The organism is Sphaerochaeta sp. UBA5836 (assembly GCF_002432845.1).
Classification (GTDB): Bacteria; Spirochaetota; Spirochaetia; order Sphaerochaetales; family Sphaerochaetaceae; genus Sphaerochaeta.
Genome location: NZ_DJGW01000106.1, coordinates 1 through 23,195, shown reverse-complemented (window position 1 = coordinate 23,195; position 23,195 = coordinate 1). Strand labels below are relative to the sequence as shown.

Sequence of the window (23,195 nt, the reverse complement as noted above, 5' to 3'; positions counted from 1 at the left end):
TTACGTAGTATGAAACTAACAATGAAGCATGGCGAGGGCTTGGCGGCATTCCTGTTCTTGTTGCCGAACATACTTGGCTTTCTACTATTCTCAATGATTCCAACGCTCGCATCGTTTGGTATAAGTTTCCTGGATTGGGGATTACTAAACAGCCCATCCTTTATCGGTTTTGCTAATTACTGGGAGCTGCTTACAGACGATGTGTTTTGGATGGCATTGAAAAATACTGCTTATTACTCATTCATCAAGGTCCCCCTGAACCTGCTGCTCTCCCTTCTCTTGGCCATCCTTCTGAACAAGCAGTTGCACGGCCGCAATTTCTTTCGTTCCGTCGCATTTCTCCCCTCGGTTTGTTCAAGTGTGGCAGTCGCGCTTATTTGGACGCCTCTTCTGGAGAGCTCGGAAAATGGCTTGATCAATCATGTGCTTTCCCTGCTGGGAATCAACATCATTCCTTTTCTTGTTTCTCCTGTCTGGGCCATGCCTTCAGTCATTCTCGTCGGGCTGTGGAAGGAACTCGGGTATTTCATGGTCATTTTCCTTGCCGGCTTGCAAGGAATCCCCCGTTCCTACTATGAAGCGGCATCCATCGATGGCGCGCACAGTATGGATGTATTCTTGCATATCACGATTCCCCTGATCAGCCCGACCACGTTCTTTGCCCTGACCACGAGTCTGATTGGTTCATTCCAAATTTTTGACTTGACCTCGGTGTTGACGAAAGGAGGGCCTGCCAATGCTACCAATACGCTTGTTATGTATATCTATCAAAATGGTTTTCAGTTCTTCAGGATGGGGTATGCCTCTGCACTCAGCCTGATTCTCTTCATAACCATTTTTATCATCACACTGGTGCAAAACCATTATTCCGATAAGTGGGTGTTCAACTGATGAAAACACAAGTAGCAACGATTCAATGGAGAAAAGTCACCAAGAATTGGGTTTGGTACCTCTTGTTGGTTATTCTGGCGGCATTTTTTTTCATCCCCTTCTGGTGGATGATAGCAACCTCCTTCAAAACCTATTCAGAAGTCTATACCAAACAATATTCTCTGATTCCCACATCATTCAATTTTGACAATTATCGACAGGTGTTCAAGGCGCTCCCGTTTGGAATGTACCTGTGGAACACCATCAAGGTCTCGAGCTTGGTAATCATCGGGACACTCACCACCAGCAGCATGGCCGCCTATGCATTTGCGCGGCTCCGCTTCAAGGGAAGGGATATGCTCTTTTTTCTCTACTTGGCAACGCTTATGATTCCCCGCCAAGTAGTTCTCATCCCGAATTTCATCATATTTCGTGAAATGGGATTGCTGGATACCCACTGGTCGTTGATACTCAGCGGCATTTTTACTGCCTACGGGACCTTTTTACTTCGTCAATTTTTCCTGAGCATACCCAAGGAATTGGAAGAAGCTGCCGTAATCGACGGCTATGGGTACTGGGCACGTTTTGTGCACATCATTCTCCCGCTTTCCAAGGCGGCACTGACTACATTGTTGATCATCACCCTGCTGGCGATATGGAATGAGTATCTTTACGCCTTGGTATTTTTGCAAAGTGATGTCAACCGTACCTTGACGTTGGGTATTGCCTTGCTGAGGGGGGATTTCGATGTGAAGTGGAATCAGGTCATGGCAGCAACATTAATAAGTATTGCGCCCATAGTTCTGGTATACTTGAGTGCCCAAAGGTATTTCGTTGAAGGAATCGCCTTGACCGGCGTAAAGGGTTGATACCGAGGGGGGGATGTGTGCGGGTAATGCTGATCGAGGATGAACCCAATGCCATGGAACGGTACAGTTCCTATATCTCCTCATATAATGCGGCTTTTGAGATTGTAGCCAAGGCTTCCACCTATGAACAGGCCCGTACTCTCTTTGCACAAAACAAACCAGAAATCATATTTAGTGATATCGTAATTCCAGGGAACACCGGCCTTCGGTTCTTGGAGGAAGTACGTGCATCCAATTGGGATGGACTGGCAGTCATCATCAGCGGATACGGGGATTTCTCCTATGCACAGAAGGCCATCAAACTTTCAGTATTCGACTACCTGCTGAAGCCGGTCTTTCAGAAGGACTTGGAACAGGTGTTGGATAAGATTCTTCGCCTGATGAATGCCAAAGATCCGCAGATTCATTATTTTACTGATCGAAATTTGCCTGTCTATGTGAAAAAAGCGGTCCAATATGTTGAGCACTACTATAATCAAGAAATCTCGTTGTGCGCTGTCGCCGAGTTTGCCAACGTTTCTCCAAGCTATCTGAGTGCTTCATTCAGCAAGAAGTGCGGTATGACGTTTGTAGAATACCTGCATGCCTATCGAAGTGATATGGCTGCAAAGTATCTGCTGGATACCGATTTGACGCTGGAAGAAATTGCCGACCGGGTTGGGTTTGGTGATAGTTCCTATTTCAACCGGTGCTTTAAGAAACGGTATGCCGTATCTCCCGGCCAATATCGGAAGAGTACCCTGTCCAAGCAAGGGATTGACTATGTCCAATGACGGACTTCTCAAAGGACAGGTAAAGCGGTCATGGAACAGGATTCTGGCTGTTTCCCTTTCGATACTCATCTCAGTAATCTTGATGCTCAGTTGGCTATGGGTTCAGCGCAGTACGCTGTTCCTGCTTGACAACAAAAAACAATTCCTGCAGGTCTATACGGAAAATTTACAGACAACAATTTTCACTCCCATTGAAAAAGCGGCGTTACGGGTACAGATGCTGCTTCGGTTCCACGAGCAAGGAGAGCGTAACCTTGACTTGGTTCAGGAGTTGTTCGACCTGCGTCTGACCTCCTCAAGCCTCGACCGTTCGTGGATTGTCAGTAGTGATGGGACTGTGTTTTATGCACCGAATGTCAATAAGCCGGTTACTGAACGAAATCCTTGGTGGAAAGCCTATATGACCGAAGAGAAGCAGTCCATGTTGAAGCTGTTGGGATCCAGAGGCTTCAATGACTTTGGGTTTGAGGTGGCTGGAGCTTTTCGCGATGATCTGGATTTGTCGACGCTTCTTCCTGTAGCTTTTTGGTATCGGACAGAAGAAGGCGGGATTGCCTTTGCGTTTCTTGAATTCAACCTTACATCTCTTTTGATTCAACACATGAACTCCTATCAGGTTGGTTTTGGAGATGATTTCACCCCCCTTGAAGTCATTGTGTATGACCGCGAAGGCATGGCATTGGAATCGAGCAGGAATATCCCGTTGCAAGTAAAGCCCATGCTTCAATATGATACAGATTTGCAAGTGCTCGATTCAATCGATTTGAGCAACGGTATGGTCTTTGCCAAGGAAGACGCATATATCTCTATGTTCTCCAGGAATACGCAATTGGGATTGACCTTCTCGACGAGAATCCCCTGGACGAAGATCATCAATCAATCAAGGAAAAACTACCTTTTCATCCTGATTCTGACAGGACTTTTCTCCCTGGTTTTCATTGTGCTCATGATTGCATTCAACAAGATGTATGTAAACCTGCGTCGGTATGAAGCAATGCAGGCGCAATCACGGTTCGAGGTGTTGCAGGCACGTATGAACCCTCACTTCCTCTTCAATACACTCGACAGCCTGGTCAGTATCGTCGAGCTTGGAAACAAGAAGCAGAGCCTTGAAGCGCTTCGGGCGCTTTCCTATATCCTGCATTTCGATTTGAGGGAGAGGCGCAATGAAATACCCCTTCTATCAGAGATTCGTTATATCCGCAACTATGTGCACCTGCAAGAGATCCGGTATCGGGATTTGGTGAGCTTCGACCTGGATATTCAGGAGACCGTTCCCGATGATATAAGAATTTTGAAGTATTGCGTGCAGCCTTTGGTGGAAAACTGCTTCGTGCATGGGGTGTATCTGCGCCAAAAACCTATTGCCATCAAGGTGGTTATGTTCTGTAATGAACAAGGACTCTGCATCAGGGTTGTCGATGACGGACCTGGCTGCAGCGCCGATGTTTTTGCTGACTTGCAGGATAAACTCAGCAAAACCGCGTCCTCGTTTTCCCAGGAAGCATTGCATGTGCGAGGCAATCATATAGGCCTTTTGAATATCCACCAACGTATTCTCTATGCCTACGGGCAGGGATACGGGTTGTATTTGATTCCTTCTGAACAGGGCTTTTCTGTGGAAGTCCGGTTGCCGTTCGTCTACCGGAGCGAGGAAGAGGAGATGAATCAAAAAGATGTCCAAGTTCTGTGAAAGAACTCACATTGTGATATACGTACAGACGGGTATGCTGAATACTGGAAAAGGGGAATGCTATGAAAAAACTTGGCGTTGCAATTATTGGAGCGGGCAATATCGCACCGGCTCATATCAGAGGGTATCAATATTCTCACGAGCTCTGCGAGATCAAGGCGCTTTGTGATATCTACCCTGAGAAAGCGAGAAAGCTCTCCGATCGGTTTGAACTGTCACAAGCTTCGATTGTTGAAGACTACCAAAACCTGCTCGGCAGGGACGACATTGATCTGGTCTCCTTGTGCCTGCCGCCGTCGCAGCATTGCCAAGCGGCTGTTGATTTTCTTTCTGCAGGCAAGCACGTTATTGTCGAGAAACCTATGGCTCCCTCACTTGCTGAGTGTGACCGGATGATTGCAGCCCAACAAGCAAGCGGCAAGGTCCTTTCTGTGATATCCCAGAATCGATTCCGTACCGCTCCCATGCGGGTCAAACAGCTCTTGGAAGATGGAGTGATGGGTCGGGTTCTCTTTGCACGGGTGAACTCGATGTGGTGGAGAGGGTCGAACTACTATGATCTCTGGTGGCGGGGGACGTATGAGAAAGAGGGTGGCGGCTGCACCCTCAACCATGCAGTGCATCAGATCGACATCCTTCAATGGCTCATCGGAGTGCCCGATTCCGTTGTATCGGTAATGAGCAATGTCAACCACACCAACAGTGAGGTTGAGGATGTATCGTTATCGATTCTTTCCTACTCCGATTCGGTTGCTGAGGTCAATGCCAGCTTGGTCGATCATGATGAGAAGCAGGAATTTTTCTTTGCAGCAGAGAAGGCTTCCATTGGAATCCCTTGGTATTGCAAGTCGGTCAAGCAGCTGCCCAATGGATTCTATGAACCAAATCCAGCGATGGAGAGTGAATTGGAGAAGCTTTATCAGTCACTTCCTTCCCTCCCGGTGGAAGGCCATGAAGCCCAGCTGGAGAATGTCCTCAAAGCAGTTCTCGATGGGTCACAGCCGCTGGTTACCGGCTCTGAAGGAAGAAAGGCCGTTGAGTTGATTTGTGCCATGTATAAATCCTCCACCGAGGGAGTGAGGGTGGCGTTGCCCCTGGCAAAGGACGACCCGTTCTATACGACCGAAGGGATGTTGGCGCGGATGGTGCGATACCACAAGAAAGGAAAATCAGTGGAGAATTTGGAAGACACCGAGATAAGCCTCGGGACGATGGGAAAATAAGGAGGTTGGAAATGCAAAAAATGGATGGACAGAATTACGCACCCGAGGGTAAGCCCCAACCGGTTTGCAAGCAAGGTGAGTGCATTGTCGGTGTCATCGGCCTCGATCATGGCCATATCTATGGGATGTGCAACGGGCTGTCTGAAGCAGGCGCTGATATCGCGTATGTGTACGATCCCGATCCGAAGAAAATGGAAGCTTTTGTAGCAAAGTTTCCTACGGCAAAGGTTGGCTTAAGCAAGCAGGAGTTGCTGGAGAATCCTTCCATTCAGTTGGTGGCAACCGCCGGCATTCCGTGCGATCGCGGACCCCTCGGCCTTGAGGCCCTCGACCACGGTAAGGATTTCTTTGCCGACAAGCCGCCGTTCACCACCCAGGCACAGGTTGATCAGGCCCGGAAGAAAGTTGCCCAGACCGGTCGCAAGTGGTTTGTCTACTACAGCGAGCGCTTGCATGTAGAATCTGCCGTCTACGCCGAAAGGTTGCTCAACGAGGGAGCAATCGGCAACATCGTCTCCATCCGCGGATGGGGCCCTCACCGGCTTGCCGCCCCCACTCGACCGGCTTGGTTTTTTGAGAAAGAGAAATACGGTGGCATCCTCGTGGATATAGGGAGTCATCAGCTGGAGCAAATCCTGCAGTTCAGCGGCTCTGAGGATGCGGAACTGGTTTCAAGCAGGGTGGGGAATCTCTACCATCCAGAGTATCCCGGTCTTGAGGATTTCGGGGATGCCTGCTTTACCGCAAGCAACGGAATCCCCTGCTACTTCTGTCTTGACTGGTTTACCCCCGATGGTCTGGGTACCTGGGGTGATGGACGCATCTTCATCGTCGGGACGAAAGGGTATATTGAACTGCGCAAATATATCGATGTTGCAGCCTCCAAAGAGGGTGATCATGTGATTCTCGTCAATGAGAAGGGGGAGCAGCATTTCCGTGTCGGGGGTAAGGTGGGATTTCCATATTTCGGCCGCTTGATCCGGGATGTGCTCGATCGTACCGAGACGGCGATGAAGCAAGAGCATACGTTCCGGGCCATCGAGCTTGCCATTGAAGCACAGACAAAGGCAGTACGCATCAGATGAGTATACGCTATGCATTGATAGGCTGTGGGCGTATTGCGCCCAACCACCTTCCTTCAGCCCTGGCTTGTGGTATGGATGTTGTAGCATTGTGTGATACCAATCCTGCAGCGATTGATGTTCTCTTGGAAGGCTTGAACCTTCCTTGTTTGCATGTGAACAGGTATTCAGACTATCGAACGATGCTCGATAGTGAATCGTTGGACATGGTTGCCATTGCCACCGACAGTGCCAGTCATGCAGAAATAGCCAAATACTGCCTCGCTCAAGGAGTGGCGGTGCTGGTTGAAAAACCCATGGCGCTCAGCCTTTCGGATGCCGATGAGATGCTTGCACTCTCCCAAGAACATGGCGTGCCGCTCGGCGTTTGCCAGCAGAATAGGTTCAATGATGCAAGCTTGTTGGTCAAAAAGGCCTTGGACAGCGGGGGATTCGGCAAGCTCAGCCATGTTTCCGTGCAGGTGCGATGGTGGCGTGATGCAGCCTATTACGCACAGGACAGCTGGAGGGGCACCTGGGAGAAGGATGGCGGTGCATTGATGAATCAGTGCATCCACGGCCTTGACTTGATGCGTTGGTTTGGAGGATCGGAAATCTCCACCGTCAGTGCAACGCTTGCCAATCGTTGTCACCCGTATCTCGAGGTGGAGGACGTCGGCATTGGGTTTGTTCAGTTCACCAATGGGGCAATCGGGAGCTTTGAAGGTACTACGAACCTCTATAAGAAGAATCTGGAAGAGCGGATCACCCTCATTGGGGAGAAGGGCACCGTCGTACTAGGCGGTGAATGCGCTCAGGAAATCGAAGTGTGGGAGTTCAGCGATCCGGCAATCCAAGCTCTTCGTAATGAGATCGATCATTCAGTCCAGAGTTCGGTGTATGGCTCGAGCCACAGCAGGGTGTATGCCGATTTCAAACGTGCTTTGCTGACGAGCGTCCAACCGACGGTGGATGGTCGATGCGGACGTGATGCCTTGGAATTGGTGCTGGCAGCCTACAAGAGCCATGTGGACAAAGCTTCGGTTTCACTGCCTCTCTATGACTTTGGCACCCTGTCGATGCATCTCTGACCGCTTGCCTTCCTGTTCCTCGGGAGACTGCAATATCCTGGGCAGCGAGGCATGGGCATTGCGTTCGGGATCTGATTGCCGTAACAGCAGCTGTGATTGATGATTCACATCCTTTCTGAATTCGGTTGGATTCATATTGCAGTACTTGTGGAAGACACGGTTGAACTGACTGAATGAGGAGAACCCGCATCGCGAGCAGATATCCCTGATCGAGGTATTGCTGTACAGCAGCAGGTTCTGTGCATTGCGCACCCGTACCAGTTGCAGGTAGGTGATGTAGGTGGTTCCCGTCACTTCCTTGAATTGCCGGGAGAGGTAGAAGGGGCTGATGGAGAACTTGAGGGCGATCTCAGCAAGCGGAAGGTCCTCCTCGAAATGGGAGTGCATGTAGCTGGTGATCTCGTAGATTTTCTGGGTGATCGAATCGACAATCTCCTGCTTTGCATAGCGATTGGCCTTCCGGTTGGTGGCAATGATCCAGAGTATTTTCTGGAATGTATGGTGGATCATCAAATCCGACCCTGGAATACTGCTGGTTCCCATCAGGTAAATCTCATTGAACAGCTTGATGATGCTTTGCAGTATCGCAGGCTCGAAACGATAAATGGGGACCTTCTCGTCGAAGAGGGAAAGGAGGCGCTCTGTCTGCCGTTCAAAGCCTGAAGGCAGGGGAAACTGAAAAGCGATGATCAATCGGGATTTAGGATTCTCATGCTCAGGATAGAGGCTTTTATGCAGGCACATCGGCTTGAGCAGGACAATGTCGCCACGCTGCAACGAAAAATATTCGCCTTCAATGATGTGTGTCGCCGCATCGTCGATCAGGACATACACCTCATAGTAGGTGTGAAAGTGTTGGAATTCCATATTCAAATGGCGCTTCTGGTAATCGAAGACATAGAAGACAGGATCGTCAGCATGGTTGACCTTAATTACCAAGGTCTCATTGAAAAGCAGGTCCAGTTTTTCGTACTTCATACTCCCATCCTAGCTCAGAACGCATGAAATGCAAGCTTGAATATGTATTACAGCAAAAAATACGTGGTTCTTGCAATAATCCAAGCATATACTTGCGTATGTGGGAGGAGTCATCCATGCAATACCTTAGCTATGCATTACAACAAGAGCACATCATCAACCGGTTTCTCGTCAGTGAAACTCATGTACAACCTGTGAAAGGTGAAGCTGTAATCATTCAGAAGGAGGCCAATGTCTGGGAGGGATCGGTGGGAGCGGCATCCCATGTCAATCCCGTTCGGGAGACCTTCGTAAAGCAGCGCAGGGAGGCAATTGAGCCCTATCCAACGTTCACCGAGAAGGTGGTTGGAGGCTCGGTTCTCTATGGAGGCAAAGAGCTGGAGCTTTCTGCACGCTTCCCCTTCAATGACCCGGTACTCTCACTCTCCGGCTTCTATCCAAATCCCACTTGGATCAGTGCAACAGCAATTACTTTTCTCGATGCAATGAAGCCTATGGATCTTGGGTGTGAACTCTCCGTGTGTGGAGGGGCGAGGATATGGGTGAATCAACAGCTGATAGCCACGTTTACCCCGCATGTCAGGAATCAGATGCAGCAAAAGCATATCACCCTCCCGCTGCGCCAGGGAGAAAACGAGGTGGTGGTGTTTTGGGATGAGTTTGCTGAGCGTGACAGCGACTGCAACTTCTCTCTCACCCTCGATTCGAAGGGAGAAGGCCTTGTACAGAAGCTTCCCATCGGTGAGCGCGATGCCGCCCTGGTGCTGGCGGTCGAGGAAGCTTTGGGAAACCTTAGTTGCAAGAGCAACCATGTGCGCACAGGTGAAGTTGAGTTGTTCTGTCCAAATCCCTATGAAAACCAGAATCTTGAGATCCACCTTGCAGGGGCCACCGAGGAAAACTTCATGGTTGGCGATCTCTACGAGACTACGGCTGTCTTTCTTCCCTCAAAGAGCACCTGCTCACTCGGTCCGTGCGAGCAGCTTCCCATCGGATACCTGCAGTTCAAGGCCACTGTCCGGGTGCAGGGGATGAGCATGGCTTATCACCTGGCTTTTGAGAATTTTCCCCTCTCCCTGGTTCCCCAAGCCAAACCAACCATGGATGAACGCAAGCAGCAGGCCTTCGAAGTGCTCGCACGATACGGCGAGCGTAATGCAAACCGGGCGGTGGCAATCCTGCATGCAGGTGGACCTCAGGATGAGTTTGAACATATCCTGCGACGCCAGATCACCTTCATCAACAAGCGAAGCGACTGCAGCGACTTCTATCTCTCGTATTTCCCTCATATCCTGAGAACCTTTGCCGACCATCCCTATGTTACCGTGGATCTGAAGAGTGAGATGAAGCAATGTTTGCTCAATTTCCGGTACTGGCATGACGAGAGAGGGGACGATGCCATGTGGTTCTACAGTGAGAACCATGCCCTCATGTTTCATGTCTGCCAGTTGCTTGCAGGCGAGCTCTACCCGGACGAGATCTTCACCAACAGCGGCATGACAGGAGTCCAGATGCAGCAAAAGGCCATCGGCCTGCTGCGTCCTTGGTTTGAGACCTTTTTTGCCATCGGCTTTACTGAATGGAACAGTCCTCCCTACCTGCCCATCGATGCACTGGGTTTTGCAAGCCTGTATGCACAGACAAGCAACCAAGAGATGAAGGCCCTTGCCAAGAAGGCGATGGACAGCATCTATTACATTCTTGCCGTCTACTCTCTCGATGGAATCTTCAGTACCACCGCAGGCCGCACCTACCCCAAGGAGCTGTTCGGCAACAACTCCAACTGCCCGTCCTTCATCAATTGGATCGGCTACGGCATCGGCAATACCAGCCACGCAGGCAAGGGCGTAACCGCTCTCTGCTTCTCCGACTACCAGGCACCACTGAAGTACCGGCAGTTCTGCCAGGTTCCCCAAGGCAAGGCATTGGTCAGCCAATCGACGCACGGCTACAACGGGCACGCCGATGTCTATGCCTGCAAGACTTCCTGCTCACTGCTCAGCAGTGCCAATAATTTTCGGGTTGGAGAACGGGGTTTCCAGGAAAACCCCATCCACTTGATTTTCTCCGCCACCGAGCAGGTGTGGGTCAACCATCCGGGCGAGCACAACCTCTTCGGCCATGCCAGGCCCTCCTACTGGGCTGGAAACGGGACGTTGCCTCGGGTGAACCAGTATGAGAACTTCGCCTCTATCGTCTTCAACACCAAGGCTGACCATCCGGTTGATTTCACCCATGTATACCTGCCGACCATGGAGTTCGCAGCCTTTGAGCAGAGAGGCAATTGGCTCTTTGCCGAAGCACACAATGGCGGGTATGTTGCTTTGTACTGCAGTGAGAAGCTTGAGCGGGTACTCTACGGGCCGAACAAGGACCGGGAGTTCATTGCACAGGGCAGGAAGGCTGTCTATCTGCTCAGGGTGGGCTCAAAACATGGCTATGGCAGCCTTGAATCCTTCATGCAGGCGATGCAAAACACCCCCATGAATGCAACAGCAGAAACGTATGTTTTCGAGGATGCGGCCTTGGGACGCTTGGAGGGAGGATGGGGTGTTTCCCTGCAGGTTCAAGGACAGCCGGTCAAGTACAATGGTTTTGACCCGGTTGGAACGAATCTGTGGCAAAGTGAGCGATAAAACGCAAGATATGCACACTAAAAACGATTTATTGGGCAATAAAGTTGTAGTTTATCATCTGATGCTCTTTATACTGAATATGAGAGCATAGCTCTCCGATCCGGCTTATTTTCTCATACGTAGGAGGTATGATATGAAGAAAGTATCGACGATTCTCTTGATGGCTCTTCTGCTTTCCAGCATGGTTTTTGCTGCTGGAACAAAAGAGGCTGCGAGTACCGGTCCACAGGTGTTGAAGGTGATGCTCAGCGAAGAACCTTCAAGTGAGGATGCCCTGCTCAATACCATGAAGCAGTGGGCCGCTGAGACAGGGAACACCTTGGATGTCATGGTTATTCCCTATGAAGACCAATTGACCAAGTTCCCCTTGATGGCACGCAACAACGACCTGCCCGACCTGCTCACCACTACCCGGCTCTCACGTCTCTATCCGGATGAGTTCCTTGATATGGCAGAGTATTTCGATATGTCCATCTTTGAGCCTATGGCCGTTGAGATCATCGTTCAGGACTATAAGTCATCCAAGAAGTCCATTCTGCCGCAGCAGTTCACGATTACCAATGTGTACTACAACAAGGATGCTTTCGCTCGTGCAGGTATTACCGCCCCTACGATTGAGAAGCCTTGGACCCTTGATGAGCTGGAGAAGAATGCAATCCTGCTCAAGGAGAAGGGTGGTGTCAAATACGGAATGGCAATGGATGCCTCCCGTGCACGCTATGACAACCTGATGTATGCCAACGGCGGATCGATGGTTGAAAAAGACGGGGCCGGCTTCGATGTCGCCATCAACAGTCCCCAGAATATCGCCACCTTGCAAAAGTTCATCGACTGGAACAACAAGTTCATGCCCAAGGCCATCTGGGCCGGCGGTACGACAGACAACCCGGCCGACTACTTCAAGAACGGCGACGTAGGCATCTACTTCAGCGGAAGCTGGAACTACAACTCCTTCTACAACCAGATCAAGAACTTCAAATGGGGTGTCATGCCCTCTCCGGTGGGAAAGAGTGCAAGTGCCATTCTCGGTGGCAGCGGTCTTGGCGTACCGGCGAAAGCAAAGAACAAGGATTTGGCGATTTCCTTCCTCAAGTGGTTCTACACCAAGGAGAATTTTCAGCAGTACCTCAATCGTGACAAGGGTCTCTCATCCTTGGTCGGTGTGACGTATTCTCCTTCGGATGCACAGGTTGCCGAGGACTACAAAGTATTGCAGAGTGAAGTCGGCAAGGTCACCTACGCATTCAGCGTCGATGAGAGTTCCATGTGGAGAAACTTCTACGACAATGAGTACCGTGATGCCCTGAAACAGGCGGTAAACGGCGATCTCACCGCCGCGAAGGCTCTCAATGATTTTGCAGCCCTGCTTTCCAAGAAGTCAGGCTGGGATCTCAAGTATTGACATCTCTGTCCGGGTTGCCTGCCTGGCAGCCCGGACATGGTTGCAAGAAACAAGGTATGGTATGAAGACACGATATGTAAAACGGCACGTACGAGCCTTCTGGTTGTTCGTTGCCCCCTGTCTGCTGCTCTTTTCCACCTTTTTCCTCATCCCGCTGGGGTTGAGTGTTGGTTTTTCGTTCACCAACTATGATGGCTGGAAAGTGATGAACTTCATCGGATTGGCGAATTACAAGGAGTTGTTTGCCGACACTAAATTTTATCAATCGCTTGGCAGAACGTTTACCTATACCCTGTTCAGTCTTCCTTTCAAGGTTATCATACCGTTGCTCATCGCCAGCCTGGTTACTTCAAAGCGTGTTGCGATCAAGGGCTTGGCAAGGACATTGACCTATATCCCTTCCTTGCTCAGCGCATTGGTGGTCGGTATTACCATAAACTGGATGTTCAGTGCAGAGTATGGTTTGGTGAATTTCGTCATCCAATCACTAGGTGGAACCCCGCTTCAGTGGGCGCTCAATCCCAAGCTTGCAACGTTTGTGATCAGTTTCGCTTCCAACTGGGCCTCCACCGGTTTTTATATGGTCATCTTCATTGGAGGACTCAACAACATTCCTCAGGAGATCTACGAGGCGGCATCCATCGATGGAAGTACCACGAGGCAGACATTCCTGCGCATCACAGTCCCCATGCTCGCTCCCACCACCTTCCTGGCAACCCTGCTCTCAACGGTGAACCTCCTCAAAGAGTACGCCTTGGTGCAAGGTATCACCCAGGGCGGGCCGGGGTTGAATACAACCTTCATCATCCAGTTCATTTTCGACAAAGGGTTCAACCAGATGCAGTATGGCTATGCTTCCGCCATCTCCTTGGTTGTCATGGTTGTTTTTGCATTCATCGCCTATGTGCAGTTCAAATTCAGCAATGGAGGTGACCGATGAGCAAGCCATTGCTACGTGTTTCCAGAAACCTGGGCCCCTCGACAGTGACCCTGCTGGTTTCCCTGGTGATTCTGTTCCCCATTGTCTGGCTGGTCCTCAGCTCATTCAAGGAAACCGGGGAGCTTTTCAGCTATCCCTTGGCGATGCTGCCTTCACGCTTCACCTTCGTGCACTACCGGAAGGTCATCGGAGAAGGATTCTTCGGGTACGTCTTCAACAGTCTCTTCCTCGCAGTAGTGGGAACTGCCATCACCTTGGTCATCAGTGCGATGTGCGGCTACGCACTTGCCATCTATCGACATGAAGTTTCATACACCAACCTTGTGTTCGGCATCTTCCTGCTGGGCACCCTGATCCCCGGCGAGACGTTGACTGTACCGCAAGTGACAGTCATCAGCGAGCTTGGCCTGTACAACAATATCTGGGGCGTGATTCTCCCCGTTGTGACCACGACAACCGGAATATTCATGTTCCGTCAGCACTACCTGTCGATTCCTCTCTCGTTTGTAGAAGCGGCCCGCATCGATGGAAGCAATGAGGCTCAGACCTTCCTCTACGTCATGCTGCCCTTGGGTACTTCCAGTACGGTCACCCTTGCCATCTTCAGTTTCATGTGGCGTTGGAATGATTATATCCTGCCGCTGCTTGTTCTCAGCGACCAGAAGAAGTACACCATCCAGATCGCCATCAAGAACTACATTGGATTCAACGGTGTCGACTGGAGCAGCATCCTTGCAGCCTCGGTTATGTCCATCATCCCGATCATCATCTTGTTCATCATTCTGCAGCGATATATCGTTGGTGGACTTTCGGCTTCAGGGGTGAAAGGGTAAACTGCTGGTATGACAAAACAACAACTCCAATTATTTGTTCAGGGGCCGCTTCAGGCACTCAAACAAAGCCGGTATGCACAGCGTATGAATGTGCATGATCTGCAGTATAAAACATGTGCCTATCATGATTGGGACAAGCGCCACGAAAGTGAGTCTTGGCTGCCTTTCGACCAGAGCCGCGGATATGGTGGACATGAGTACCATGCCCTATTCAGGACCCTGCTGAAGATTCCCTCCTCCTGGGTTGGAAGGCATGTTCGGCTGAAGGTGGAAACCGGGGCAAAGGACATCTGGAACTTCAACAACCCCCAGTTTCTGGTCTATCTGAACGACAAGCTTGCCTGTGGCTTGGATGTCCGCCATACCGAAGTCGACCTTCCCCCCACCGAGGAGGTGGAACTGGTTCTCTACTCCTATGTTTCCAGCGAGAAACAGGATGTGTTCTTGGACATCAGCATGTACCTGGCAAACGAGGAGCTTGAGGCCTTCGTCTACGATCTGGATCTAGCCTATGAAACAGCAATGACGGTTGAAACGGGGAGTGAAGCATATCTTGTTCTCTGCAAAGCTTGTATCGAGGCTATCAAAGCAGTGGACTTTTCCAGTCCCGAAGCGTTGCAGAATGTTCCGATGCTCAAACGGGCGAGGGCTGTCCTTTCTGAAGTTCTTGCTTCTCTCCCATCACCTTCCGTGTCCAAGGTGGCTGTTGTAGGACACAGCCATATCGACATGGCATGGCTGTGGACAGTCGACCAAACCCGGGAGAAGGGGATACGCAGTTATGCCACCGTCCTCTCGCTGATGGAGCAGTATCCCGACTATATATTCAGCTCCAGCCAGATGCAGTTGCTTGCCTTCATCAAGGCTGACATGCCCTCGCTGTATGAACGTATCAAGGCCAGGATTGCTGAGGGCAGATGGGAAGTGGAAGGGGGGATGTGGGTCGAAAGTGATACCATACTCACCAGCGGGGAGTCGCTTGCCCGTCAGTTCTACTGGGGCAAGCGATGGATGAAGGATGAGTACGGCAAGGACAGTGTCGTGCTCTGGCTTCCCGACTGTTTCGGCTTTCCTGCGACCCTGCCTCAAATCATGAAAGGTGCGGGCATCTCCTACTTTGTCACCACCAAGCTCGGTTGGAATGAGACCAACCGATTCCCCCACGACGTCTTTGCCTGGCAAGGCTTGGACGGCAGCCGGATATTCAGTTATTTGGTCAGCACAACCGACTATGAAAGCCTTGCCTCCTATCCGAAGAAGACCAGCCACGAGACAACCTACAACGGGGTGCTCACGCCTAGTCAGATTCTCGGCACCCGTCAGCGGTTCCAGGACAAGAACCTTTGTTTCTCCAACCTCCATCTCTACGGCTACGGTGATGGTGGAGGCGGCCCGACCAAGCAGATGCTTGAGAACCACCACAGAATGAAGGCGGGCATCCCCGGCCTTCCCAAGACGTACAGCAGTACAGTCCGGGATTTCTTGGACAAGGCCAAGGATGATGTGCAATCACCTCCCGTCTGGGAAGGAGAGCTGTACCTCGAGTACCACCGGGGCACCTATACAACCATGGCTGAAGTCAAGCGGCTCAACCGCCTGTGCGAACAAAAGGCCTTTGCCTCGGAGTTTTTCTGCTCTCTCGCTTGGGCTTTGGATGCGAAACAGCTGTATCCTCACCAGAGTTTCGAACAGGCTTGGAAGATGCTCGCCCTCAACCAATTCCACGACATCCTTCCCGGTTCCTCCATCAAGGAAGTCTATGAGACAGCCATACCCCAGCTCCAGCAGGTCGCAGACACCTTCGATGAAGCAGCTGACCGGGCCCGCTCATTCCTGGCTTCCAACATAGCCAAGACAGCCGAGGATGTAGTTGTTTTCAATACGTTGGATTTCGAGCGCAGTGATGTATGCTGTGTTGAAGCAGCTGCCTTGTGCAGCATCCATGACGAGACAGGCAGACGGCTTCCTTCCTATAAGCAAGGTTCGAAGCTTCATTTCATTGCCTGCAACGTGCCGTCCAAGGGGTGGAAGCGGTATCGATTGGGAAATCAGCAAAGCCAATCCGCTTTGCTGTTTTCGTGGGATGAGCCAAAGCTTGAAACACCTTGCTATGAGGTGGTTTTTGCCGCCGATGGTTCGCTTGCAAGGCTGTATGACAAGATGCAGCAGCGCGAAGTGCTTTCCGAGGGAGAGCGGGGCAATGTATTCAGCCTTGCCGTCGATTTACCCAAGGAGTACGATGCGTGGAACATCGGCAAGCAGGGTGCTGTAATGCAGTATGCCTTGGACAGTGAGGTACACTACCGCGTGCTTTCCTGTTCGGAGCTCGGTATAACCCTTGAAGCAACATGGAAATGGCTCAAGTCGACGTATTGCCAGCAGATTACCTTCCATGCCCACAGCAAGCGTATTGATTTCAATCTCCATGTAGATTGGCATGAGGACCACCTGATGCTACGCACCTCTTTTGCTGTCGATGTCCGATCACCCAGGGCCTCCTATGACATTGCCTACGGGGTGTGTGAACGGACCACTCATGCCAACACCAGTTGGGACGAGGTGCAGTTCGAGGTGCCGGCGCACAAGTGGGTGGACCTCAGTGAGAAAACCCATGGGGTGGCCCTGCTCAGCCGCCAGTCGTATGGGTACTCGGCCAAGGGCAATATGCTGACGCTTTCATTGCTGCGCGCCCCTGCCTATCCCAACCCAACAGCCGATAGGGGCACTCATGACTTCTGCTACGCTCTTTTGCCCCATGAGGGCGGCTATGAACAAGGCAAGGTGATCGAGGAAGGGTATGCCCTTCACCAAAGCCTGGTCGCCGAGCGTTCAGAACAGTCAACCGGCTTGGTTGCCGGTCAATTCTCCTTGGCCAAGGTGGATCCAGCGGGGGTGGTGATCGAGACCATAAAGAAGTGTGAAGAGCGGCCGTCGCTCATCCTGCGTTTGATCAGCATGGCAGGCAGGGATGGGAGATTCACGCTTCATTTCCCGCTTGCCGTCAAACAGGCATGGGTTTGCAATCTGATCGAACAGCGATTGGAACAACTGCCCGTCACGGCTCAGGCTGTAAAGATAGCAATGAAGGGACATGAGATTGTGAGTGTGGAACTTGTCTTGAATGATGAATGAGGAGATGTCATGCGAGAAGTGGATGAGACGTTGAATAAGTTGGTTGCCGGGTTTTTGCCGGTGCTCTATGCACCTGATGATCCTGACTATGCCTCCCATACATTGGCGGGTGCAATTGATGATGCACATCGCAAGCTCTACCAATTTTGGGAGTGGCCGCATGGGGTCGGGCTTTTCGGACTATGGAAGTTGTTCGAGAAGACCAAGGAGAAGCGTTATCTGGATATCCTGACGCAGTACTACGACCAGCGCATCGAGCAGGGCCTGCCGGGCAAGAACGTCAATACAATGGCTCCCATCCTCGCTCTCTCCTTTCTTGCCGAATACACGAACAAGCAAGTGTATAGGGATATCGCCGTCGAATGGGTCGAATGGGTGATGGAAGGCGGTCTGGACCGGACGGAGGAAGGTGGATTCCAGCACCGCACCACCGATGATGAGAATCCCGGTGAGTTGTGGGACGATACCTTGATGATGACCGTCCTCGCAGTTGCAAATGTGGGTCGGATCCTTGGAAGACAAGAGTACATCGATGAGGCCGTCTACCAATTTTTGCTGCATATCGAGTATTTATGTGATGTGAAGAGCGGGCTTTGGTACCACGGGTGGACGTTTGAAGGAAAACATCACTTCAGCGAGGCTTTCTGGGGTAGGGGCAACTGCTGGGTGACTATTGCAATTCCAGTGTTGCTGGAGATGGTGGATGTCCCTGCCTCAGTCAGTCGTTACCTGAAGACTGTCTTGGTGCGCCAGATCAAAGCCCTCTCTGCATTGCAGGATGAGAGCGGGATGTGGCATACCGTGTTGGACGACCCGACCAGCTACTTGGAGAGCAGCGCAACCTGCGGTTTCGGATACGGAATCCTCAAGGCGATGAACATGGGGTTGCTGGACCGATCATACTGTGCAATCTCGGACAAGGCTTTGCAAGCACTGCTTGCTGTTGTGGACGAGAACGGAGTGGTTCAGCAGGTCTCATACGGGACCCCGATGGGACGGGCGAGCAAGGATTTCTACAAGGAAATACCGCTCAGGCCGATGCCCTACGGACAAGCACTTGCAATGTTGTTCCTGATGGAAATGCAAGGGTGATTTACCCTTGCAAACCGGGTGAATGCCCTGTATCGTCATTCTATGGAACAATGGGATAAACGATTGTTGTTCAGGCAGGATTTCTCGATCACCGTCAACAATGACAGAAGCCCGCTGTTCTATGTGTTTGACTATGGGGTGCGTTCCGATTCCATGAATATGGAGTTCCAGCACTTCCATGACTTCTATGAGCTCTTTTTCTTGGTCGACGACCATGCCAGCCATATCATAGAAGGGGAGTACTTCAGCCTGCAGCGGTATGACCTGGTCCTGCTCAAGCCTTCATGCCTGCATATGACCATGTATCCGAAAGGTGAGAATCCTAAGGCACGGCTCATCGTGGCCTTTCGCATTCCTTTTGAGATGCCGGGTTTGGAGCGTCAGCTCAAGCGGTTGTTCACCATCTTTGAACAGCAACCCCCGATCTTTCGGTTCCCCTTGGAGATCCAGATGAAGATTGTGGACTTGTTCAATGCCATATACATTCTGGGTAATGAGCTGAGGGTCGGGTATGAGTTGATGATTCACAACAAGTTTCTTGAATTGTTGTGGTTGCTTTGCGTCAATCGAAAGGCAAATACCTATACCAAGCAAGAGATTACCGATTCAATCACGCAGAAAATCTACGAGGTGACCAGCTATCTGCACACCCATTTCTCCGAGGAGCTGCGATTACAGCATGTTGCTGACTATTTCACAGTCAGTTCGTTTTATCTGTCCCACCAGTTCAAGCGGGTTACAGGACTGAATTTTGTAAGCTATCTGCAGCAGATCAGGGTGAAGAATGCACAGCAGCTGCTTCTTTACACTTCTTTGAAAATAAAGGACATCTGCGAGCAGTGTGGATTCTCCTCGTTCAGTCAATTCAACCGGGTGTTTTCCAAGTTCTGCAGCGTGACGCCATCTGAATTCCGCAGGAACAGCGATCACCGTTCCGAAAAGTTGCTTCGTTCCCTGGACCCCGAACGCAATACCGATGCAACGCCTTCGAAGGCGTTGCAGAGCGAGGACGAGTATCGGGCGGTAAAGAAGAAGGAGCTGCTCACTACAGAGACGGTACGGTGACGCAGCCGTCGGGAAGCAGGATGATCGAAGGCTTCTCGATCCCTTTTGCTTTTGCTTCTGCAATCGCACCATCCAAGGCTGCCTGCAGGTCTGACACCGGCTCAAGAAAAAGCGAGGCAACCTGACAGTCGGTCAATTTGGTATATGCCAAGACCTTCATGCGTTTGCAGACCGATGCCATTTTTGCTGCCTTGTGATAACCAAGCTTGTAAGTCTTTTCGATTACTTGCAAGGCCTGGTCAGGAGAGCTGCAGGAGCCCAGCAGGTCGGCGAACTCTTGGTCTCCTATTCCTTCCCTGCACGCAGAGACCAGAATCAGCGTGCCTCCGTCCTTGACGGCAAGAGCGCCGTTGTCAATGGCCTTCTGAGACTGATAGAGATTGATATCCATCGGGAACTTGGCGATTGAGACCACGATGTCGGCCTTTCGGGAAATCGGTACGCAGAATACCCGCCTTGCGATGGCCACCGCTTTCATAAAGCTTTCGACGATGTCTCCCCCGGTTGCAGCAACGACGTTCTGCTCCTTGTCCAAGACGGTCATCAGCGAGAAAACGGGAGCCTTGATGTGACTGAGTGCATCCATCATATCCTCGTGGACCGGATTGCCTTCGAGCGCCAAGGAGCGGGCGGCATCATTGACTGCGAGTTTGTGGTTCGCCACGATGGTCTCGTAGCCGGCTATGCCTGGGAGGAAGGCTTTCCGTCCCCCGGTGAACCCTGCAAAGTAGTGGGGTTCGACACTTCCGGTCACTACGATGCGGTCATAGGCAAAGAGCAGCTTGTTCAGCAGGATCGGGGTTCCATTGCGTGTCACCCCGATTCTTGCCAGGCTCTTCTCATCCTTTGCTTCGTGGCTGACCAATCTGGGTGAAAGCCGCTCTTTGTAAGGGCCGAGCAGTTGATCAAGCTCATCCTCCTTCACTGGACGGTGGGCTCCGGTTGCAACCAGAAGCATCAGATTGGCATCACTGATGCCTGCCTTCTCGAAACAGGGCAGCAAAGCACTGAGCATGGAACGGGTGGGTGTGGGGCGGGTGGCATCGTTGATGATTACAAGAACGCTTGATGCACCTTCCAGGAAGGTATCCATCGTGTCCCCCAGCTCTTGGAGCAATGCCTCTTGGGCGCCAAGGGAGGGAATTGCATTGGGCTCGTAGATGCCGAGCAAGAGTTCATCGTCGATGCTCAGCAGTACCTGCTCGTTCTTGTTGTACGGGATGCTCACCTGCATGGTTCACTCCTTGTCCCGCTCCCAAGCCTTCTCCATTGCTTGGATGAGGGGAAGCTTCTTGCCTGAGAGGAACCGCACCATTGCACCTCCTGCAGTGCAGACATAGGAGTAATCCTCAAGATTGGTGAACTTGGTGGCTGCTGTGATGGTGTCGCCGCCGCCGATGACGGTGTAGCCTTTGCATGATGCGATTGCTCTCCAAATCTCTTTGGTTGCTTTCTCCCACCTGCTGTCCTCGTAGACGCCGGCCGGTCCGTTTACAAAGACCGAACCCGCCTTGGCGATTTCAGCCTTGTACAGCTCGATGGTCTTCTCGCCAAGATCGGGGAACAGGTTTGTCTGCAAATCCGCACTGACCGCAATGCTCGATACATCAGCCTCAGTGCGTTTGCCGTCCACTTCGTATGCAAGGTCGATGGGGGTGACGAAACGGTCGGGCCACATGGTGACTAGTTCCCGTGCTTCGTCGATGAAGTGTGTCAGATCGCGGTCTTGCAGAAAGGCCCTGGTTTTCTGCCCAAGTTCCTTGTCCTGTGCAAGCAGCATGACCAAGGCCGTGATGCCGCCGCAAAGGATTTTGTCTGCGGTGTTGTTTGCCAGCACATGCTTCATCATGCCAAAGGCATCGCTGATCTTCCCGCCACCCAATACAAAGACGCAGGGGTGGATGGGATGAGATGCCACATTGGAGAGGGCGGTGTATTCGGCCACCAGCTGCCTGCCGCCTGCGGTAGGCAGCACTTCCTGGAATGCAACCATGGAAGGGCTGCTTCGATGGGCGGCGGCAAAGGCGTCGTTGACATAGAGGTCGAAGAGGGGGGCGAGGGAACGCACCAGCCAGGTGTGCTGCATCTCTTGGGGTGTCAGCTTCACTTCCTTCTCGAAGGCTGTGATCTCTTCACTCAGATACCGAAGGTTTCCCAAAAGCACAGCCTCTCCTTCCTTCAACGCCTTTACCGCCGCGATTGCCGCCGGACCGCAGACATCATCAAGGTATGAGACCGTTTTGCCGGTCAAACGGGTGAGGATGGATGCATGTTCGCTCAGGCTGATCAGGTTCTGGTAGTCCAAGCTATCACCTTGGTGGGCGATGATGGCCACCTTGGCCCCTCCCTCAAGCAAATGCGTGAGGGTGGGCTCTGCCTTCTCAAGGCGGTTGGTGTTGACAATTTTCTTGGTTGCCTGATCGATGGGGCTGTTGATGTCAGGGCGGAACAGTACGAATTTTCCCTTGAGATCAAGATCATCGAGGCTTCTCATGCGAACCGTTGTTACTTCTTCCATGTTCCAATCCCCAAATAGGTGTTGGTTGCCTCGGTCCCGCTTTTGCGGTCCTTTTGCATTTGCATGGCAGCGCGTATGGCATCGATGTTCTCAGGGATCACCACCGACTCCTGGGGGATGTTGATGGCGAACATCAAGTCCCTGCCGCTCTTTACCACCGAGTCCCTCCACAGGGCGATCTCATACATGTCCCCGCGGGGATTGCCGAGGTCGCGGGCATACCGAAAGAGGCTTGCATTGCCCAAGAAGCCTTCGTCGATGGAGACCACCCGAATTCTTGGGTGCTTCTCGAATATGGCGATGGCTTGGTCAACCGAGATGTCCTTTTTGGGAGTCATGACCACGGTGATGATATGCCCATGGGTCACCGGGGTGTGCACGAGGATGCCGGTAGCCTGGACATGGGGCATGATGGTCATCAAGTCGACGGCCTGATGGCTGGGAGCCTTGTCGATTTGCAGGGCGTTGGTCAGGCCGCGGTGGTAATCACCGGGGTCGGCTACACGGCGGATGATCGTGATGGCTACTTTCTCCACCCCGACTTCACGGTCGATGCAGTCTACTGCACGAATGAGACCGGTGGTATTGCAGCTGGTGAGCTTCAAGTAGTCGACACCCAAGCCCTGTTCGTAGTTGGCATAGCCGTGGAAGAAGACATCGGCGATTGCGTTCTTCTCCCCGCCTTGGAAAATGGCCTTCTTGCCGTACTTCTTGTAGATTTCCTTGTTCTTCAGGCCAACGCCGGCACTGGTGGCGTCGAGCATGATGTCAACCTGCTTCACCAGGTCCTCAAGCGTACCGCTGATGGGAATCCCGACCGCCTCAAGGGCTGCAGTGTTGTCCGGTGCGGCTGTGTAGAACTTGTAGGGCATGCCTTTTTCCTTGAGGGCCCGTACGCTGAGCGTTGGCGCCACATCGGCAACCCCGACCAGTTCCATATCACCCTGCAGGGCGACTCCATCAGCAAGACGCTGTCCAATTACTCCGTATCCGGCTACGCCGACCTTGATTTTGTTCAT

18 protein-coding genes are annotated in these 23,195 nt (G+C 51.7%); 14 read left to right on the top strand and 4 right to left on the bottom strand.

Annotated features, from left to right (window positions below; translation table 11 throughout):
* Positions 1-9: 9 nt before the first annotated feature.
* The 7 genes from B3F49_RS10100 (at position 10) to B3F49_RS10070 (ending at position 7,580) form a co-directional block, all read left to right on the top strand.
* Positions 10-891 carry a carbohydrate ABC transporter permease gene (locus B3F49_RS10100; RefSeq protein WP_293893118.1) on the top strand — a complete coding sequence of 294 codons (882 nt, stop codon included), beginning with the start codon at positions 10-12 and terminating at the stop codon, positions 889-891.
* Positions 891-1,739 carry a carbohydrate ABC transporter permease gene (locus tag B3F49_RS10095; RefSeq protein ID WP_293893115.1) on the top strand — a complete coding sequence of 283 codons (849 nt, stop codon included), beginning with the start codon at positions 891-893 and terminating at the stop codon, positions 1,737-1,739. The genes B3F49_RS10100 and B3F49_RS10095 overlap by 1 nt, the downstream gene beginning before the upstream one ends.
* Positions 1,740-1,765: 26 nt before the next feature.
* On the top strand, positions 1,766-2,512 hold the full coding sequence (locus B3F49_RS10090) for a response regulator transcription factor (protein ID WP_293910873.1): 747 nt from the start codon (positions 1,766-1,768) through the stop codon (positions 2,510-2,512).
* Entirely contained in the window at positions 2,502-4,205 is a 1,704-nt protein-coding gene (locus tag B3F49_RS10085; RefSeq protein WP_293910800.1) for a sensor histidine kinase, read from the top strand. The genes B3F49_RS10090 and B3F49_RS10085 overlap by 11 nt, the downstream gene beginning before the upstream one ends.
* 62 nt (positions 4,206-4,267) lie before the next feature.
* Positions 4,268-5,428 carry a Gfo/Idh/MocA family protein gene (locus B3F49_RS10080; RefSeq protein WP_293910798.1) on the top strand — a complete coding sequence of 387 codons (1,161 nt, stop codon included), beginning with the start codon at positions 4,268-4,270 and terminating at the stop codon, positions 5,426-5,428.
* Between the two features lie 11 nt (positions 5,429-5,439).
* Positions 5,440-6,513, top strand: a complete 1,074-nt coding sequence (locus B3F49_RS10075; protein WP_293893107.1) for a Gfo/Idh/MocA family protein — start codon at positions 5,440-5,442, stop codon at positions 6,511-6,513.
* A complete protein-coding gene (locus tag B3F49_RS10070) occupies positions 6,510-7,580 on the top strand; it encodes a Gfo/Idh/MocA family protein (protein ID WP_293910796.1) in 1,071 nt (356 codons plus the stop codon). The genes B3F49_RS10075 and B3F49_RS10070 overlap by 4 nt, the downstream gene beginning before the upstream one ends.
* Here the strand turns inward: B3F49_RS10070 and B3F49_RS10065 are convergent.
* The gene (locus B3F49_RS10065; RefSeq protein ID WP_293893101.1) at positions 7,536-8,558 is read right to left on the bottom strand and encodes a helix-turn-helix domain-containing protein; all 1,023 of its coding nucleotides are present in this window, start codon (positions 8,556-8,558) and stop codon (positions 7,536-7,538) included. The genes B3F49_RS10070 and B3F49_RS10065 overlap by 45 nt on opposite strands.
* Before the next feature lie 116 nt (positions 8,559-8,674).
* Between B3F49_RS10065 and B3F49_RS10060 the strand changes: the two genes are divergently transcribed.
* From B3F49_RS10060 to B3F49_RS10030, 7 genes are all read left to right on the top strand, one after another.
* A complete protein-coding gene (locus tag B3F49_RS10060; protein WP_293910794.1) occupies positions 8,675-11,194 on the top strand; it encodes a hypothetical protein in 2,520 nt (839 codons plus the stop codon).
* 133 nt (positions 11,195-11,327) lie between these two features.
* Entirely contained in the window at positions 11,328-12,596 is a 1,269-nt protein-coding gene (locus tag B3F49_RS10055; RefSeq protein WP_293893095.1) for an extracellular solute-binding protein, read from the top strand.
* Positions 12,597-12,657: 61 nt separating this feature from the next.
* Positions 12,658-13,536, top strand: a complete 879-nt coding sequence (locus B3F49_RS10050) for a carbohydrate ABC transporter permease (RefSeq protein ID WP_293910792.1) — start codon at positions 12,658-12,660, stop codon at positions 13,534-13,536.
* Positions 13,533-14,369: a carbohydrate ABC transporter permease gene (locus B3F49_RS10045; protein ID WP_293910790.1), complete on the top strand. Its 837-nt coding sequence runs from the start codon at positions 13,533-13,535 to the stop codon at positions 14,367-14,369. The genes B3F49_RS10050 and B3F49_RS10045 overlap by 4 nt, the downstream gene beginning before the upstream one ends.
* A 9-nt stretch (positions 14,370-14,378) precedes the next feature.
* Positions 14,379-17,501 (top strand): alpha-mannosidase, encoded by a 3,123-nt coding sequence (locus B3F49_RS10040; protein ID WP_293910788.1) that lies wholly within the window; start codon positions 14,379-14,381, stop codon positions 17,499-17,501.
* 9 nt (positions 17,502-17,510) lie between these two features.
* Positions 17,511-18,593: a glycoside hydrolase family 88/105 protein gene (locus B3F49_RS10035; RefSeq protein ID WP_293910786.1), complete on the top strand. Its 1,083-nt coding sequence runs from the start codon at positions 17,511-17,513 to the stop codon at positions 18,591-18,593.
* A 42-nt stretch (positions 18,594-18,635) separates the two neighbouring features.
* Positions 18,636-19,658 carry a helix-turn-helix domain-containing protein gene (locus B3F49_RS10030; RefSeq protein WP_293910784.1) on the top strand — a complete coding sequence of 341 codons (1,023 nt, stop codon included), beginning with the start codon at positions 18,636-18,638 and terminating at the stop codon, positions 19,656-19,658.
* Here B3F49_RS10030 and larA read toward each other — a convergent pair.
* Genes larA through B3F49_RS10015 form a run of 3 tightly spaced genes read right to left on the bottom strand, consistent with a single transcriptional unit; the run spans position 19,639 to position 23,195 of the window.
* Complete coding sequence (larA, locus tag B3F49_RS10025) at positions 19,639-20,892, bottom strand: nickel-dependent lactate racemase (RefSeq protein WP_293910782.1); 1,254 nt, start codon at positions 20,890-20,892, stop codon at positions 19,639-19,641. The genes B3F49_RS10030 and larA overlap by 20 nt on opposite strands.
* A 3-nt stretch (positions 20,893-20,895) precedes the next feature.
* A complete protein-coding gene (locus tag B3F49_RS10020; RefSeq protein ID WP_293910780.1) occupies positions 20,896-22,176 on the bottom strand; it encodes a phosphoglycerate kinase in 1,281 nt (426 codons plus the stop codon).
* The gene (locus tag B3F49_RS10015; protein WP_293910778.1) at positions 22,164-23,195 is read right to left on the bottom strand and encodes a type II glyceraldehyde-3-phosphate dehydrogenase; all 1,032 of its coding nucleotides are present in this window, start codon (positions 23,193-23,195) and stop codon (positions 22,164-22,166) included. Before B3F49_RS10015 ends, B3F49_RS10020 begins: the two co-directional genes overlap by 13 nt.

What these genes read in the sequence shown, in the direction of transcription:
- B3F49_RS10100 (WP_293893118.1), top strand. Translation starts at nt 10, where the DNA reads ATGAAACTAACAATGAAGCATGGCGAGGGCTTGGCGGCATTCCTGTTC.
- B3F49_RS10095 (WP_293893115.1), top strand. Translation starts at nt 891, where the DNA reads ATGAAAACACAAGTAGCAACGATTCAATGGAGAAAAGTCACCAAGAAT.
- B3F49_RS10090 (WP_293910873.1), top strand. Translation starts at nt 1,766, where the DNA reads ATGCTGATCGAGGATGAACCCAATGCCATGGAACGGTACAGTTCCTAT.
- B3F49_RS10085 (WP_293910800.1), top strand. Translation starts at nt 2,502, where the DNA reads ATGTCCAATGACGGACTTCTCAAAGGACAGGTAAAGCGGTCATGGAAC.
- B3F49_RS10080 (WP_293910798.1), top strand. Translation starts at nt 4,268, where the DNA reads ATGAAAAAACTTGGCGTTGCAATTATTGGAGCGGGCAATATCGCACCG.
- B3F49_RS10075 (WP_293893107.1), top strand. Translation starts at nt 5,440, where the DNA reads ATGCAAAAAATGGATGGACAGAATTACGCACCCGAGGGTAAGCCCCAA.
- B3F49_RS10070 (WP_293910796.1), top strand. Translation starts at nt 6,510, where the DNA reads ATGAGTATACGCTATGCATTGATAGGCTGTGGGCGTATTGCGCCCAAC.
- B3F49_RS10065 (WP_293893101.1), bottom strand. Translation starts at nt 8,558, where the DNA reads ATGAAGTACGAAAAACTGGACCTGCTTTTCAATGAGACCTTGGTAATT.
- B3F49_RS10060 (WP_293910794.1), top strand. Translation starts at nt 8,675, where the DNA reads ATGCAATACCTTAGCTATGCATTACAACAAGAGCACATCATCAACCGG.
- B3F49_RS10055 (WP_293893095.1), top strand. Translation starts at nt 11,328, where the DNA reads ATGAAGAAAGTATCGACGATTCTCTTGATGGCTCTTCTGCTTTCCAGC.
- B3F49_RS10050 (WP_293910792.1), top strand. Translation starts at nt 12,658, where the DNA reads ATGAAGACACGATATGTAAAACGGCACGTACGAGCCTTCTGGTTGTTC.
- B3F49_RS10045 (WP_293910790.1), top strand. Translation starts at nt 13,533, where the DNA reads ATGAGCAAGCCATTGCTACGTGTTTCCAGAAACCTGGGCCCCTCGACA.
- B3F49_RS10040 (WP_293910788.1), top strand. Translation starts at nt 14,379, where the DNA reads ATGACAAAACAACAACTCCAATTATTTGTTCAGGGGCCGCTTCAGGCA.
- B3F49_RS10035 (WP_293910786.1), top strand. Translation starts at nt 17,511, where the DNA reads ATGCGAGAAGTGGATGAGACGTTGAATAAGTTGGTTGCCGGGTTTTTG.
- B3F49_RS10030 (WP_293910784.1), top strand. Translation starts at nt 18,636, where the DNA reads ATGGAACAATGGGATAAACGATTGTTGTTCAGGCAGGATTTCTCGATC.
- larA (WP_293910782.1), bottom strand. Translation starts at nt 20,892, where the DNA reads ATGCAGGTGAGCATCCCGTACAACAAGAACGAGCAGGTACTGCTGAGC.
- B3F49_RS10020 (WP_293910780.1), bottom strand. Translation starts at nt 22,176, where the DNA reads ATGGAAGAAGTAACAACGGTTCGCATGAGAAGCCTCGATGATCTTGAT.
- B3F49_RS10015 (WP_293910778.1), bottom strand. Translation starts at nt 23,195, where the DNA reads ATGAACAAAATCAAGGTCGGCGTAGCCGGATACGGAGTAATTGGACAG.